This window comes from Alteromonas sp. AWM4_230, assembly GCF_056158305.1.
In genome coordinates, this window is the sequence record NZ_JBSWTB010000001.1 from 1,433,475 (window position 1) to 1,449,338 (window position 15,864).

11 protein-coding genes are annotated in these 15,864 nt (G+C 45.2%); 4 read left to right on the forward strand and 7 right to left on the reverse strand.

Features of this window, described 5'->3' with window-relative positions:
* Positions 1–88 precede the first annotated feature (88 nt).
* Entirely contained in the window at positions 89–2,131 is a 2,043-nt protein-coding gene (locus tag ACXACS_RS06085) for a TonB-dependent receptor (protein ID WP_474809214.1), read from the reverse strand.
* Between the two features lie 97 nt (positions 2,132–2,228).
* Positions 2,229–2,369: a hypothetical protein gene (locus ACXACS_RS06090; protein WP_474805152.1), complete on the reverse strand. Its 141-nt coding sequence runs from the start codon at positions 2,367–2,369 to the stop codon at positions 2,229–2,231.
* A gap of 316 nt (positions 2,370–2,685) precedes the next feature.
* On the opposite strand from ACXACS_RS06090, the gene ACXACS_RS06095 reads away from it, so the two are divergent.
* Positions 2,686–3,129, forward strand: a complete 444-nt coding sequence (locus ACXACS_RS06095) for an RDD family protein (RefSeq protein WP_474809215.1) — start codon at positions 2,686–2,688, stop codon at positions 3,127–3,129.
* Between the two features lie 102 nt (positions 3,130–3,231).
* Here the strand turns inward: ACXACS_RS06095 and lptG are convergent, their stop codons facing one another.
* A complete protein-coding gene (gene lptG, locus ACXACS_RS06100; protein WP_474805154.1) occupies positions 3,232–4,293 on the reverse strand; it encodes an LPS export ABC transporter permease LptG in 1,062 nt (353 codons plus the stop codon).
* Complete coding sequence (gene lptF, locus ACXACS_RS06105; protein ID WP_474805156.1) at positions 4,294–5,394, reverse strand: LPS export ABC transporter permease LptF; 1,101 nt, start codon at positions 5,392–5,394, stop codon at positions 4,294–4,296.
* 263 nt (positions 5,395–5,657) lie between these two features.
* On the opposite strand from lptF, the gene pepA reads away from it, so the two are divergent.
* Genes pepA through ACXACS_RS06120 form a run of 3 tightly spaced genes read left to right on the forward strand, consistent with a single transcriptional unit; the run spans position 5,658 to position 10,402 of the window.
* Positions 5,658–7,163 carry a leucyl aminopeptidase gene (pepA, locus tag ACXACS_RS06110; protein ID WP_474809216.1) on the forward strand — a complete coding sequence of 502 codons (1,506 nt, stop codon included), beginning with the start codon at positions 5,658–5,660 and terminating at the stop codon, positions 7,161–7,163.
* Positions 7,164–7,169: 6 nt separating this feature from the next.
* The gene (locus ACXACS_RS06115; protein WP_474805158.1) at positions 7,170–7,592 is read left to right on the forward strand and encodes a DNA polymerase III subunit chi; all 423 of its coding nucleotides are present in this window, start codon (positions 7,170–7,172) and stop codon (positions 7,590–7,592) included.
* 35 nt (positions 7,593–7,627) lie between these two features.
* A complete protein-coding gene (locus ACXACS_RS06120) occupies positions 7,628–10,402 on the forward strand; it encodes a valine--tRNA ligase (protein ID WP_474805160.1) in 2,775 nt (924 codons plus the stop codon).
* A gap of 77 nt (positions 10,403–10,479) precedes the next feature.
* Here the strand turns inward: ACXACS_RS06120 and ACXACS_RS06125 are convergent, their stop codons facing one another.
* From ACXACS_RS06125 to ACXACS_RS06135, 3 genes are all read right to left on the reverse strand, one after another.
* The gene (locus ACXACS_RS06125) at positions 10,480–11,652 is read right to left on the reverse strand and encodes a GGDEF domain-containing protein (RefSeq protein ID WP_474805162.1); all 1,173 of its coding nucleotides are present in this window, start codon (positions 11,650–11,652) and stop codon (positions 10,480–10,482) included.
* 200 nt (positions 11,653–11,852) lie between these two features.
* A complete protein-coding gene (locus tag ACXACS_RS06130) occupies positions 11,853–14,519 on the reverse strand; it encodes a hybrid sensor histidine kinase/response regulator (RefSeq protein ID WP_474805164.1) in 2,667 nt (888 codons plus the stop codon).
* A gap of 48 nt (positions 14,520–14,567) precedes the next feature.
* Positions 14,568–15,851: an ABC transporter substrate-binding protein gene (locus tag ACXACS_RS06135; protein ID WP_474805166.1), complete on the reverse strand. Its 1,284-nt coding sequence runs from the start codon at positions 15,849–15,851 to the stop codon at positions 14,568–14,570.
* Between the last annotated feature and the right edge of the window lie 13 nt (positions 15,852–15,864).

Below are 15,864 nucleotides of genomic sequence, written 5' to 3' on the forward strand. Positions count from 1 at the left end.
AGAAACTTACCATTTATCTGCTTTATTAAAGTAGCACGCTTTCTGAGCAAACGCTTCAAAGCTTTAGGCTAAAGAGCCACGTACATTATTAGTACTTCAACGAGAGTGTAAGGCGCACGTTTCTTGGTTCAACTGGGTGGTAATGCAAATCTTCAATACCTTCTTCAGGTTCACCCAGTAAGCGTGATGCATAGAAATAATCAATATCGTGATCGTCGCTATCCAGAACGTTGAGCACTTCTAATGTTACGTCCCATGACGGCTCGCGATAGGCAACCTGCGCATTCAACAAAAAGGTTGAAGGTGGTGAAATTTCATCGAAGCTTTCAACGGTACGAGAACTCAAATAGCGGCCACGTAAGGTATAGCTAAAACCTAACTGATTGCTTTGTTGGTAATAGGTTAGACCTGCGCTGACTACTCCCGGTACTGTTCCGTCTATGTGGCGGCCTTCGCCTTCCACACTGTCACTAAACCTTGCTTTCGTCCAAGCAGCTTCAATATCAGTAGTCAGGTGATGGCTGATCCAATAGTAGGCACTCACTTCGATACCATGTCTTTCGGACGGACGGCTGGCTTCAGTAAAACCGGCGTCGCCCACGTAAACCAGTTCGCTATCAAGCTCTAAGCGCCATAAGGCAGCGGATACGTTGTACGTCTTATTATCGGTATAATTAACACCCGCCTCATAGCCAAGGCTTTTTACTAGTAAAGGCGCTGGTTCGGTAGCATCACCGCTTACCGGGTCTATGCTAATGGTTGCTCCTCGCGCATCGTTAGAATGAAAGCCCTGACCAATATTGGCAAACGCGGTAAGTTCGTCAGAAACGCTATATTTTAAGCCTGCCTTTAGTGTAAATAAGCCATCGCTCTCATTACCTGAATTAGCATCAAGGTTACTCGTTACATCAACATCTAAATAGTCGTATCGGCCACCTAATGACAAACTAAGTGCGTCACTCAATACAATATTTGACTGAGCAAAAAGTGCATAGCTATTGCTGTCTATCTCGTCTTCTCGGACAGTGCCAAAGCGGACTAAGTTTTGGGTGCGGTACAAGCCTACATTATCGATATCATCAAAACGCCACTGGCCGCCAAGGGTAATACTACTGCCATCGGTAATGGCTAAGGGCAGGGTAGTAAATATTTCACCGCCATAGATTTTTCTATCATCAGCTTGTTCGAACTGATCGCCTCGCTCAGGGTTATCGAGGAAGTAAGTGAAGTTAGAAAATAAACTAAGCTCAGTATCTATGGCATAAATAGAGGCGTTCCATGTGTCGCTAGCGTAGTTTGCAGATAAACTATACCGAGAGGATTCACCGCCAACTTGAGTATCGATAGAGCCAAGACGGTCTATTAAGCCGCTTTGAATAGCACGCTCTGGTACCTGATCAGCGCCGTTCCAGCTATTGTCATAAGCCATGCCTGTTATGGTAAGTTGGCCATCTAGCAAGGGCGTAATATAACGAATGTGTGCGTTTTTCTTTTTTACGTCTTCGTCAACATCAGTCCATGGGCCGTCATAGGTTTGGTATTCTAAAGCCGTAATAATGCGGCTTTCTCCGGCTTCGAACTGGTTTAGTGCAACGGCGCGCTTAAAACCATATTCGCCCAAACCTAAGAATACCTGGTTGTTTTTAAGGGAATCTCTCAAATTAAAAATTGCGCCGCCTGCGCTAGAAAAATCGCCAATGTTGGCGTAATAGGTGCCTTTGAAGTAGCTAAGGTTGTCGATAAATTCAGGAATGATGAAGTTCAGGTCACTGTAGCCTTGACCGTGGCCATGACTACGCATGTTGACCGGCATTCCATCAACGCTTACGGTGAAATCGGTGCCATGGTCGAGGTTAAATCCGCGCAAAAAGTACTGGTTGGCTTTACCCGAACCGCTGTGCTGGGTCACCATCATGCCGGGGATAAATTCCAATATTTCGCCTGCCCGCAGCATAGGGCGGTCAATCATAGTGTCACCCGACACCCAGCCCTGAGAAGCCGAGATAAATTCACCATCTTTGACCGACGAGTCACCACTCACTCGAATATGCTCGATATCGCCTTCGGGGTCGTCGTAAGACCACGCTAGCGGATGTATAAAGCAAAGTGTACTAAGAGTAGAAAACGTTATTAATTTTGTATTGGTCACACTCGATGTCCTTTATGTGGTGTTTAACCATATAACGATTCATCGAGTGGATTGGATGCAAAAAAGTGAAACCAAAGTTTCACTTCAATGAATATTTATTAGAACCCTGTTCAAAATGCAGCAAGAATGACGTAGCTATCCATGCTTGGTGACGTAGGCGCTCTGAAGAGACTTTGGGACGACACTTCTCTTTCGCTGACTTTTTTTTCGAAACAGACATGTACTATTCCTCTTAAAGTCGATTTGATTTTGTGTATGTTCGAACACTTAAATTCGATCACTTTTAACCGCAACTGCAAAACTTTAAAATGGCGTTAAGGATACCTGCGCCTGTTTAAGCAATCACGCACATATGCCAAAATATAGACTGTCTAGGAAATATTGAAGAGAAACGCGTGGCAAAACACGACAAAAAAGCGAAACGAAGAGCTGAATCTACTTATCACTCTAAAAATATCGGCAGAGATAGTGCTAAAAAAAACGATGCCGAAAACAACCCAGTGCAAAGAGCAGGCTTCGTTAGACGTTTATTGGCAATGATTTACGATACGCTAGTGGCTACTGCTGTCGGTATGTGTGCGGCTATGGTGATGATAGTAACCTTGGTGGTTATGTTGAAAAATGGTGCGCTTGATTTACAAGGCTATGCTGAACCTGCCGACCTTATCCAGGCATCTTTTGGTTATAAGCTGCTTATTCAAACCTGGGTAGGCTTATGGATTGCGGGCTTCTTCTTGTGGTTTTGGCGTAGAGGCGGGCAAACGCTTGGCATGCGTGCTTGGCGGTTACGAATCTACAGCACAGTTGAAGAGCCTATGACATGGCCGCGTTTGTTAATTCGCCTTGTCGCATCATTGGGTGGTTTAGGGACATTACTTGTTTTGTTCGATTTTAAAAACAAACAATCTCTACAGGACCGCTTAGCAAAAACAGAAGTGTTGAAGCTGAGCAAAGAAGCGAACGACCACAAAAGTTGGTAGGACACAGCTTGTAGGGCGCTAAAAAATCATAAGAAAGAGGCTGCAAAGAGCCTCTTTTTTGTAAGCGTTGAGCGTTTAATTAGCCTATCGCTGATAGCTTTATCAACGTTTAAGCATCACACCTGCGACAGCAGCGAACAGTAAACTCGGTAGTAGAGCGCCCAAGAAAGGCGGCAGCTGATATACCAAACTGACAGGGCCAAACACTTCGTTAAGAATAAAGAAACCAAAGCCCGTGAGTACGCCCATAATAACTCTTGCGCCCATGGTAACGCTACGAAGCGGGCCGAAGATGAAAGACAACGCCATTAACAGCATTACGCCAACAGAAATAGGCTGAAAGATTTTTCGCCAAAGCGCTAGCTCATAGCGCGAGGGATCTTGGTCGTTGTTATCTAGATAGTTTACGTAATCTAGCAACCCAGTGATGGATAAAGCCTCTGGCTTAACGGCAACAATCCCTAGCTTGTCAGGCGTAAGCGTTGAGTTCCATCGCATACGCTCGTTTTCTTCTACCGACACCTTGGTCTCTGAAAACTCAGTTACTTCAACATCGCTTAACCACCAACCGTCGCCATCGAAAGCACTATTTTTCGCGTAGGTAATACTTTCAAGAGACAGGTCAGGGTTAAAGCTAAAAATGCTTACGTCTTTGAGTGAGTCTTGGCTAAGTACTTGGCCAATACTCACAAATCGGTCGCCATCTTTTGCCCACACCAGCTTATCGGAAGAAAATAAACTACCGCCTGAAATAGCCTCGGTTCTTATCTGTTTTGCTTTGGTTTCGCTGTATGGAGTAACCCATTCACCAACAGCCATCACCAGTAAAATCATTACAAGGGTGGATTTCATGGCTGAGTTTATGATGTTCCAACGGCTCATACCCGCGGCTTGCATTACTACCAATTCGCTGTTGCTGGCCAATACGCCCATTCCAATAAGGCCGCCAAGTAAGGTAGCCATAGGGAAGAATTGCTCTAGGTCGCGAGGCAAACTAAGTAAAACGTAGATAAAAGCGACCAGCATGTCATAGTCGCCTTCGCCAATTTTACGTAGCTGTTCTACAAATTTAATGAGCGCGCTCAAGCCGATAAGTACGCTAAGCGTAACGGTAATAGTACCTAACAGCGTACGGGCAATATATAAATCGAGGATCTTAAACATCTACTTTTTCCCCAATATCCAAGCGCGAAGCTCTGTGCCAGTTTTTCTGTCCCGCACGATTAACATGACTCCAATGACCAGCATGATGGTATGTACCCACCATAAGCCAAGCTGTGGCGGCATTTTTCCATCTTCCAGTACGCGTCTACTTGCAAGTAATAGCAAGAAGTAGCCTAAGTAAAGCAGGATGGCAGGGAACATTTTACCAAAGCGGCCCTGGCGCGGGTCGACTGCGCTTAGCGGCACAGCAATCAGTACTAAAAATGGAATGGAAAGCGGTATGGCAATACGCCACTGAAGCTCGGCTCTGGCTTCAATACTGTCGTCTTCCCACAGTTCGTTAGTAGGCAATACGCTTACCTTACGACGAGTTTCGTCAGCAGGTTTATCGGCAATCTGAATTTGGTATTCGTCAAATTCTACTTTGCGGTAAGCCTTTTCAGATTGTTTGCCTTCGTACTGCACACCTTCTTTTAATACAAGATTTCGGGTACCGTCGGGGTTGTTTGCAACTTCACCAGTTTGTGCATATACAACGCGCACATCGCCTTCGCTGTCGTCCGTTTGATTTTGCGATAAAAATACGCGTTGCAGCTTATCGTTGCTATCTACATCGTGCACAAATATAACCGCTTTTTCGTTACCCGTTTGCTGGAATCTACCTGGCATTAGGGCAGAAAGCCCCGCTTCGTTACGGGCTTTTTCACGTAGTTGGTATTCGTTTTCAGCGGCCAAGGGCGCGAAATAAAGAGTGATTGCGCCTGTGACTATCATGATGATTACGGATAAAAACAGCATCACCCGTGTGACGTACCATTCACTGATGCCACAAGCCCGCATTACGGTCATTTCGCTGTCTACATACAGCCTGCCGTGTGCCAGCATAATGCCCAAATAAGCACTGATAGGCAGCACCAAAGATGAGAGAATAGGAGCATATAAACCTAAGAAGCCAAGCACTAGCCCAGCAGGGATATCACCGTCTGATGCGTCGCCCAAAACGCGCACAAATCTTAAGGTGACAAAAATTGCCATTAGGATAAAGAAAATCGCTAACTGAGATTTCAGCGTTTCCTTAAGTAAATAGCGGAATATCAGCATCTCAGCCCTTCCGGAAAATTAGGAATTTTAGTGAAAGAAAGCACAATTTTGTTTAAACTTACCGTTTTTACAAGTTTTGCCTGCAATCATAAACCGTTTGCATGGTGTTTTGACGCAAATTTAACCTATATTCAATAGGTCTGTAAGCGTGAATTGCAGCGAACTAAAAAGTTATGCTGCGTATTAAAACATAAAGCAGCGCGAAACGTTACGTGATTTTAGTCATCGTGCAAACCATAAACGACGAAAAGCGAGGTGATATCGTGGAGTTTAGTGTAAAAAGTGGCAGTCCTGAAAAACAACGCAGCGCATGTATTGTTGTGGGTGTCTTCGAGCCGCGCCGCCTTACGGCAGTGGCTGAACAACTAGACGAAATCAGTGAAGGTTATATCAGCAACTTGTTGCGCCGTGGCGACCTTGAAGGTAAAGCGGGCCAAATGTTGTTGCTACACAACGTGCCAAACGTACTAAGCGAGCGCGTGCTTCTTGTTGGTTGTGGTAAAGAACGCGAGCTAGATGAGCGTCAGTACAAAAATATTATTGCTAAAACCATTCAAACATTGAATGAAACCGGCTCGATGGAAGCGGTGTGTTTCTTAACCGAGCTTCACGTTAAAGGTCGCGATACTTACTGGAAAGTGCGTCAGGCTGTAGAAGCGACTGAAGATACGCTTTACACCTTTATGCAGCTTAAAACCAAAAAAGGCGAGCCTCGCCGCCCGCTGCGTAAAATTGTATTTAACGTGCCTACCCGTCGCGAGCTTACTGTTGGTGAGCGCGCGGTTGAGCATGGTTTAGCTGTAGCCCGTGGCTCGAAAGTAACCAAAGACGTAGCTAACATGCCACCAAATATCTGTAACCCAGCGTATCTGTGGCAGCAAGCACAAGAATTAGCAAGCCAGTACGACAGCGTAACCGCCGAAGTAGTAGACGAAACTCAAATGGCAGAGCTGGGTATGCAGTCTTACCTTGCCGTTGGTCGTGGTTCTGCAAATGAAAGCATGATGAGTATTATGCATCACCGCGGTGGCCCAACTGATCAAGCGCCAATCGTGCTTGTAGGTAAAGGCCTTACTTTCGATTCAGGCGGTATTTCAATAAAGCCTGGTGAAGCCATGGATGAAATGAAGTACGACATGGGTGGGGCAGCAGGCGTATTAGGTACAATGCACACTATCGCGGCGCTTAACTTGCCAATTAACGTTATTGGCGTATTGGCTGGCTGTGAAAACATGCCAGATGGCAAAGCGTACCGTCCGGGCGACATACTAACGACTATGTCGGGTCAAACTGTTGAAGTACTAAATACTGATGCGGAAGGCCGTTTGGTGTTGTGCGACGCGCTGACCTACGTTGAGCGTTACGAGCCAGAGCTAGTGATTGACGTAGCCACGCTAACTGGCGCAGCGATTATCGCACTTGGTCATCACGCAACAGCAGTAATGAGCACGCACAACCCACTAGCTCACGAGCTACTTAATGCATCAGAGCAAAGTTCAGATCGCGCATGGCGCTTACCGCTATGGGACGATTACCAAGAGCAGCTTGAAAGCCCGTTTGCCGACATGACGAACCTTGGTGGTCGTCCAGCTGGGTCAATTACGGCGGGTTGTTTCTTGTCACGCTTCACTAAGAAGTACAACTGGGCTCACCTTGATATTGCCGGTACGGCATGGCGCAGTGGTAAGAACAAAGGCGCAACAGGCCGTCCAGTGCCTATGCTGTCTCAGTTCTTAATGAACCGCGCTGATATCAAGCTAGAGGACTAATCATTTATGCCACAAGTGATTTTTTATCAACTTACCCGCGGTGACAATGGTGTGGCAGGCCGCGCCAGTGAAGTCATTGCCTCAGCGTTTGCTAATAAGCAAAAAATTAGCGTGCTGTGTGATACACAGGCGCAAGCTGAAGAAGTTGATGAATTGTTATGGCAGCTGCCGGCAGACCGCTTTGTGCCCCATAACCTTTATGGTGAAGGGCCGCAATCGGGAACGCCGGTGGAAATTTGTTGGCAGCCCGAGCAGGTAGCCAGACGACAAATGGTGGTGAACGTGGGTTCCGGTATGGTGCCTTCACCCAACCAGCATCGTCAAATCATCGATTTTGTACCCGTGGACGAGAATGCCAAACAGGCCGCGCGGGTAAGATACAAAAACTATCAGCAAGCTGGATGCAACATGCAGTTCAAATCTGCATAAGTCATTCGCGTTTAGCTTCAATTTGAGAGTGTGTAATGGATAAAACCTTCGAACCGCAGTCCATCGAGCAGCAATGCTACAAGTCATGGGAAGAGGCGGGTTTATTTAAAGCTTCAGGCAGCGGCGACCCATATTGTATTCTGCTTCCGCCGCCGAACGTTACCGGTAGCCTTCACATGGGCCATGGCTTCCAGCAAACCATTATGGATGCCCTAACTCGTTATCACCGCATGAAGGGCGACAACACCCTTTGGCAAGTGGGTACCGACCACGCAGGTATTGCTACCCAAATGGTAGTAGAACGCCAACTTAACGCTGAAGGTAAGACGCGCCACGATTTAGGTCGCGAAGACTTCATCAAAAAAGTGTGGGAATGGAAAGAGCACAGCGGCGGTACTATTACTAGTCAAATGCGCCGTTTAGGTACGTCACCTGACTGGTCTCGCGAAGTATTCACCATGGACGAAGACCTGTCTAAAGCCGTAACCGAAGTATTCGTGAAACTACACGAAGAAGGTCTTATCTACCGTGGTAAGCGTTTGGTTAACTGGGATCCAGTGCTTCACACTGCAGTATCTGATCTTGAAGTACTAAACGAAGAAGAAGACGGCCACATGTGGCACATGCGCTACCCGTTAGCTGATGGTAGCGGTGAGCTAGTGGTTGCAACAACGCGCCCTGAAACCATGCTAGGTGATACAGCGGTTGCGGTTCACCCAGATGACGAGCGTTATCAGGGCTTTATCGGCAAAGAAATTAAGCTGCCTATTACTGGTCGTTTAATTCCGGTTATTGCCGATGACTATGTAGATCAAGAATTCGGTACAGGCTGCGTTAAAATTACGCCTGCTCACGATTTTAACGACTACGATATGGGTAAGCGTCACAATCTACCTATGATCAACATTCTTACCGACGATGCGAAAATTAACGATGATGCGCCAGAAGCGTACCGTGGTTTAGATCGCTTCGATGCCCGTAAGCAAATTGTTGCTGATTTAGAAGCCCAGGGCGCATTGGTTAAGATTGAGCCGCACAAGCTTAAAGTGCCACGTGGCGACAGAACCAACGCGGTTATCGAGCCATACCTAACTGACCAGTGGTATGTAGCGGTTGAGTCTCTTGCTAAACCTGCGATTGAAGCGGTTGAAAGTGGCGAAATTCGTTTTGTGCCAGAGAACTGGAACAAAACCTACTACCAGTGGATGCACAACATTCAAGACTGGTGTATTTCGCGTCAGCTGTGGTGGGGACACCGCATTCCGGCGTGGTACGACGAAAACGGCAAGGTTTTTGTTGGCCGCACCGAAGAAGAAGTACGTGAAAAGCACGGCCTTGGCAGTGAGGTAACCCTTTCTCAAGACGACGATGTACTAGATACCTGGTTCTCAAGTGCATTATGGCCGTTCGCCACCATGGGCTGGCCAGAAGAAACGCCTGATCTAGAAACTTTCGTGCCGTCTTCAGTGCTAGTAACCGGTTTTGACATCATTTTCTTCTGGGTTGCCAGAATGATCATGATGACCAAGAAGTTCACTGGCAAAATTCCGTTTAAAGACATCTACATTACTGGTCTTATCCGCGATGAGAACGGCGATAAAATGTCAAAGTCGAAGGGCAACGTGCTTGACCCAATCGACTTGATTGACGGTATCGATATTGAGTCACTAGTCACAAAACGCACCGCGGGCATGATGCAGCCTCAGCTTGCAGAAAAGATTGCTAAGCGTACTCGCAAGCAATTCCCTGATGGTATTCAGGCCTATGGTACAGATGCACTACGCTTTACCTTTGCAGCTATGGCGTCAACCAGCCGCGATATCAACTTTGATATGGCCCGTGTTGAAGGCTACCGCAACTTCTGTAACAAAATTTGGAATGCATCGCGTTTCGTATTGATGAACACAGAAGAGCACGATACAGGTCGTGACGGTGGCGAAATGGTACTTAGTATGGCCGATCGCTGGATTTGGGCTAAGTTCCAACAAACGCTAGTTGAGTTTGAAAAAGCGCTTGAAGACTACCGTTTCGACATTGCAGCGCAAACCGTTTACGAGTTTACCTGGAACCAGTTCTGTGACTGGTATCTAGAGCTTACTAAGCCAGTGCTTAACAATGACGCCAGCACCGAAGCTGAAAAGCGCGGTACGCGTCATACGCTTATCAATGTACTTGAAAGCCTGCTGCGCTTATTGCACCCGCTAATGCCATTTATCACCGACACTATTTGGCAGCGTGTGGTGCCACTAAGTGCGCTTAAGGTGGAAGAGGGCGCTAGCATTATGGTTCAGGCATTCCCTGAAATTGATGCAGCGAAACAAGACGACAAAGTACTTGCTGATATCGAGTGGGTGAAGAAGTTTATCGTGGGTATTCGTAATATCCGTGGTGAAATGGATATCTCGCCAAACAAACCGCTTAATGCGCTACTTAAAAACGTAAGCGACGAAGACGCTCGTCGTCTTGATGCGGCTAAGGCATTCCTTGATAAGCTTTCTAAGCTTGAAACCGTAACCATATTAAAAGACGGTGAAGAAGCGCCAGCCAGCGCGACCGCGCTTGTGGGTGAGATGGAAATTCTTATCCCAATGGCAGGACTTATCGACAAAGACGCAGAGCTTGCGCGTATTACTAAAGCCATGGAGAAAATCGAGAAAGATGTATCTCGTACACGTGGCAAGTTGGGTAATGATAAGTTTGTAAGTAACGCGCCAGAAGCGGTAATTGAAAAAGAACGCGGTAAGTTGGAAGAGGGTGAAAAAGCCCTAGCCAAACTTAAAGAGCAGTTCGAGACTATCAAAGCGCTATAGCTAGATACGCTTCATCATAATGACTAAAAACTAAAACGCTGCCATTTGGCAGCGTTTTTTTATGAATATTTTGGTCGCTATACCAACGTTGTTTCTGCTATGACCTCTGGCGACACCCTGTTTCGCCCTGTTTTTTTTGCGTTATACAGTTCTTTATCTGCCCGATTAAACAGTGTATTCCACGTATCTTCGACGTTGCTTGAAGAAGACATACCTACGCTAATGGTTACTTTAATTTCTTCAGAGCCACTGAATATAACAAGCGAAGACACCGATTCTCTCAATCTATCGGCAACGGTAAAAGGGGGCTCAGAATGTCGATTAGAGATAATAACGCCGAACTCTTCTCCGCCTAAGCGACCCACTATGTCACCTTTGCGCAACTGTGCTTGTAGACACTGTGCCACATTTTTTAGCACTCTATCGCCTTCAGGATGACCATAGCTGTCGTTAATGGTTTTAAAAAAATCGATGTCAATTACTAGTAAAGTGAAAGGCCTTTTGCTTTTGGACTTCAACTTTTTCAATACCGTGCGAATAAACGCGCGACGTCCTAACACGCCGGTTAACTCGTCGAAGTTTGCCATTGCTTCCCATTCGCCTTTTTCTTTTGACAGAATAATAAATGGGAGAAGTGCTGAGGTGGCAAGGCAAAGTAGTACGTGGAGCCCGACAGTAACCGTTATAAAAACTTGCAAGTTAGATACTAAGCCATAATAGGTAACACCAGTGGTAAGCCCCGCCCGTATCACCATTATGATAAAGTGAATGAACAGTATGCTTCGTATCAGAACAGAAATACCCTCAATGGTTTTCCATTGCTGTGATTGAAAGCTCTGAAAACAAAATAGAAACATTAAAGCAATAAAAAAGGACGTTGTTGGCTCGACTAATTCAGGGTACCAAGACGCTCCAATCAAAGAGAGAATAGCTATTACAAAAACACGGTTACCTGTGCGTTTGACGGTAGAATGTACACATTGAATGTTAAAACTTAAAAAGCCATGAAGTAGCAAATAGCTGGCCGTTAAATAAAGAAGCCCAGTGAGTGTGCTGAGCACGTTTATACTTGGCGCGAACATAGTGAGCGCGCTGCCGACTAGCCCTAAGCAATACACCAAGCACGATGCGGCCCAAAAGTTGAACGCGACAGGTTCGTATTGGTTTTTCGCCAAGATGCGAAAATATCCACCTACCGCAGCATTTATAGCGAGCGACAGGAGCAACACAATTAAAACGGAACTTGTCATTTTTTCGCCAACAAAATTAGACAAAAGTATTATTAATAATGGCGTTGAATTAAAAATTTACGTAACGATAAAGGTATGGTGGTGAATAAATAAGTATTTTTTTATATACCTTTGAGGCAAAAGTCTTTTTGAAAAAGAGGTGCTAAGCTTATGCAATATAAGAATTTGTTAATTTATTTAGGGCTCGCTGTTTGTGAACGTCAACTTAAAAAGTTTTTTACCACTGCAATAAGCGACTTCTGCTTTATAGGCTTGGTTAAATAATCATTCATTCCCGATTGAAGCGCGTTTTGTTTATCTTCTTTCATCGCATTGGCTGACAGGCCAATGATAGGTACGGCTGTAAAGCCTTTTTCGCGAAGCAGCTTAGTGGCTTCATATCCATCCATAACGGGCATTTGTACGTCCATTAAGATAAGATCGTATTGAGGGGCGTTTTCTACTTTTTGTACTGCTTGCTTACCATCTTCAGCGATATCAAACGTAAGTCCCAGGTTTGTTAGAATTTCACCGGTAACGAGTTGGTTTATATTATTGTCCTCTACAAGCAATATGTGCCCTTCAAGTTTTAAGCTATCGGGTTCCTCGTTATATTCTTTACTTTGATAATTAGCATCTTTTGAGATTATTTGGTGTACAAAAATTTCAAATTGGGCGGGGGTGAAAGGGTGCATAATTAAAGGGCCTTTCCACAGCGAATCATATTTAGACTGCAGGGCACTACCAGCGCTCTCCATCACTAAGCCTACAGACTTTCCGCTTTCTAAAAGACTGTTCAGCCAGCTAATATTTTTCCTAAACGAGCTAAATTCATGAACGTCAACAACAATATGATCAGGGAGAGTAGCAGCATTTTTAGCATTTTCAATTGACATGCTTGATGCTGTCGACAGCTGAATTTGAGAGCAATAGGCTTCTGGGAGTAACGGCGATTCAGTTACGTAAAGGCTATTAGCAGGCAACTGTGGAGAGTTTTGTAATACCCCTGGCTGATTCTTAAATGCTTTAAGAGGAAGTTCAACCTCGAATCTACTGCCTTTCCCCATAGTCGAGGTTGCATCAAGGCGTCCATTCATAAGTTCAGTAAGCTGGCTGACAATGGCAAGACCCAGTCCAGTACCGCCGTATTTGCGGTTAGTTGAGCCATCAGCCTGTGTAAAAGGCTTAAATATTTTATCGAGCTGTGCTGGGCTCATGCCTATACCTGAGTCGGCAATTCGCATGATGAGGTTTAGTAGGTTACCTTTTTCATTCAAGTTACCGTCAAACTCTATATCTATACGCCCTTGTTCGGTAAATTTCACGGCGTTGTTGCCAATGTTCATAATAATTTGAGCAATACGCAACGGGTCGCCTATAACCTGAGGTGGTATTCTAGGGTTAACCGTAAAATGAACAGATAGATTCTTCTCTTTTGCTCGCAGCGCTATTACGGCGATGAGGTTGTCAAATAGCGAGTGCAGTGAAAAGCTAACCTCTTCTATCTTTAATTCACCTGCTTCAATCTTGGAAAAGTCCAGAATGTCGTTAATTACGCTCAGTAATATTTGCCCAGAGTACGAAGCTTTATCAAGATAGCCTCGTACTGTTGGAGATAGTTCTTGCTGTTGGGCTAGCTCTATCAGGCCAATAATGCCGTTCATAGGCGTGCGTATTTCGTGACTCATATTGGCCAAAAACATACTTTTCGATGCGGTAGCTTGCTCGGCTTTAACTTTAGATTCAGTAATAACCTTGTTCAAGCTTTCTAGCTGAGAGTTCATCGATCTCGCTTCATTTAATAGCTTTTCTGTCTCACGATTCTTATCACTAAACACAAGCGCTGCTTTCGCTAGCTTGCCAATTTCGTCTTTTCGATTGCTGCCAGGAATATTAGAGATTTGTATGCCTTGAGCGAGCTTGTTGAAAACTTCAGTGATAGACCGGATAGGACCAAGGATACGGAAGGTAGAAAAAAGCGCAGCCGACAGAGCAAGTAAAATGGCAAATAGAGAAAAGAGCTCGCCATTGCGTTGTGTACTCTCTGCTATTTGGTAGGTACGCTGGGTTATAACTTCAGAATCGGTACTTACCTTTTTAGCCAGCTCTCCACTTAAATAGAGAAATTCGTTGGCAGAGCCTGCCATAACAACATTAACCAGAAAAAGGTTGCCCTGTGTTATTTGCGTCAGCTTAAAAAAGTCGTTTTTAATTCTATCTATAATGCGCTCAATACGCTGCTGCAGTTCAGGGGAAGCAGCAGATGGTAAGCGTTTCAAAGCGTCAATAGCATCATTAAACGACTGGATGAATTCCATATCAGGCTTCATCAGGTATTTCAGCATCGCATTTTCTGTACGTATAAGAATGACCTTGGCATCGTCTACGAAAGCTGCAGAAACCTTTCCTTGTGCTAAAGCCTTATCTAGCTCACTCCCGAGTAGCGTAATGTCAGACATAGTGCCTTGGTCGATGAGGTTGTCTCTTTCTGAGCGTGCTTCAACAACCTGAGAGAAGTTTTCTTGATAAGCGTTCAAATGCTCTCTCATTCTATTGAGAATTTGATTGCTGTCATCTTTTTGTTCGGCGCGTTCGTTCACCACCGCAAGCTTATCGAGTTTACTGTTGATGGTAACCATCAGGCGACTAAAGCGCGTAATGGCCGACTTACTGGCATTTTCTTTAAATATTAAAACATTGCGCTGAAGGTCGACAACGTCTCGCTCAAGCTCTTTAACTATACCAACATCAATGACGGCTTTCGCAGCAGACGCAACCCCTTCGTTTAAGACCTCTTGGTTTTTTCGTGCCACAAAACCTTGGGCGAGTATCAGCGCGATTAAGGCAACTAAAACTGTTATAAGCTGTATCCGGATTGACGATAACATATAAGCCTAAAGAACCTTCTTCCATTTAAGATGTGGTATTACACTGTTTTATGCAGTGATAAATTCGTACCACTTTTGTAAGCTATATTCATAGCTTGGCATAACCGTATTCCAAACTGCAACGTTGCTAAAGCGCTCTTCATAACTACCGCCGGTCCGCTGCGCGCCTTTTTGTACACTCACCTTGCCATCTGGGCCTTTTAGCGGTGTGGAGGCAATTTGCCCTCTATACCAATAGTCCCACTCAGCTTGCGACAAATACTCGGCAGAACGTTGAGGGTTTGAAATGTAATAGCCTTGTCTTGCTATAAATGCACCAGGCCAGCCTGAAAGCCACCAATTCATATATTCGTAAGCTACATCTTTCATTCTTCCTTGGGTAGCAGAAGAAAGGCACATGACGCCGTGCCATCCTCTATACCCTTCTTTAGGGGCTGCAAATGTGACGGGAATATTCTGGCCATTTAGCGCGGAGACCGCTGGGGAGAACATACTTTCAATGGCAACCCGGCCACTTTTCATAAATTCAACAGATTCGGGAACCGATGTCCAAAACCCACTAAAGTGATTCAACTGATTTAACTCTATAAGCAGGTTAAACAGGTCGTCTAGCTCGTATTCCGTGATAGCACCAATATCTTTAAAAGTGATAAACCCTTTAGCTTGTGCTGCTAGCGCTAAATCGAATAGCCCGATAGTAGGGTCGTTCACAATGCCCACTTTTCCAGAAAAATTACGGTCTAACAGCCATCCCCAACTTTCTTCTTGCCCTTTTAGTTCAGCGGGGAGTTTTGAAGTGTCGTAACCAAATGAGTCTACGTTGTGCACATAAGGTAAAAAGCTGATGGTATCGGTGTGCTTCTCACCCAAAGAGCCATCTCCTTGCACATTAAGAATCTTGTGGGGAGCGTCGCCCGCGCCCATGCGAGCGTTTTCAGTGAGCTTACCGGTTTTGCTTAAGTCATTTATTTCTTCCCAATAGCGAAGGCGCTTTTTTTGTATCGGTTGAATAGCCTTCGCACGCCACAGCACGTTAATGCTATTTGACCATTGTTCGTATAAATCAAAGGAGTTGGGATTCATAGAGGCTTTTTGTAGCACAGTTGCGCTACCGCCAGGTTCAAACACTATGTTAATACCTAAGTCTTCGATAGCCCGCTGACGAATAGCCTCCTGTAAAGTAACGTGAGTTCCCATAACCCGAAGTGTTGGCTTAGCTTTACCTATAGCGAAAGGTGTTATGCCGGCTGATAATCCAAACGCTAATCCGCCTTTTAGTAAAGTTCGGCGTGATGCTGAAGAGTCATTGTTTTTAGAAGGCTTAGTAGGCATTGTGAAATTCCGT

Bases quoted from the DNA above. Each gene is read 5' to 3' on its own strand.
- lptG (WP_474805154.1), bottom strand. From the start codon at position 4,293: ATGTTTAAGATCCTCGATTTATATATTGCCCGTACGCTGTTAGGTACT.
- ACXACS_RS06090 (WP_474805152.1), bottom strand. From the start codon at position 2,369: ATGTCTGTTTCGAAAAAAAAGTCAGCGAAAGAGAAGTGTCGTCCCAAA.
- ACXACS_RS06120 (WP_474805160.1), top strand. From the start codon at position 7,628: ATGGATAAAACCTTCGAACCGCAGTCCATCGAGCAGCAATGCTACAAG.
- ACXACS_RS06115 (WP_474805158.1), top strand. From the start codon at position 7,170: ATGCCACAAGTGATTTTTTATCAACTTACCCGCGGTGACAATGGTGTG.
- lptF (WP_474805156.1), bottom strand. From the start codon at position 5,394: ATGCTGATATTCCGCTATTTACTTAAGGAAACGCTGAAATCTCAGTTA.
- ACXACS_RS06135 (WP_474805166.1), bottom strand. From the start codon at position 15,851: ATGCCTACTAAGCCTTCTAAAAACAATGACTCTTCAGCATCACGCCGA.
- ACXACS_RS06095 (WP_474809215.1), top strand. From the start codon at position 2,686: ATGATTTACGATACGCTAGTGGCTACTGCTGTCGGTATGTGTGCGGCT.
- ACXACS_RS06125 (WP_474805162.1), bottom strand. From the start codon at position 11,652: ATGACAAGTTCCGTTTTAATTGTGTTGCTCCTGTCGCTCGCTATAAAT.
- ACXACS_RS06130 (WP_474805164.1), bottom strand. From the start codon at position 14,519: ATGTTATCGTCAATCCGGATACAGCTTATAACAGTTTTAGTTGCCTTA.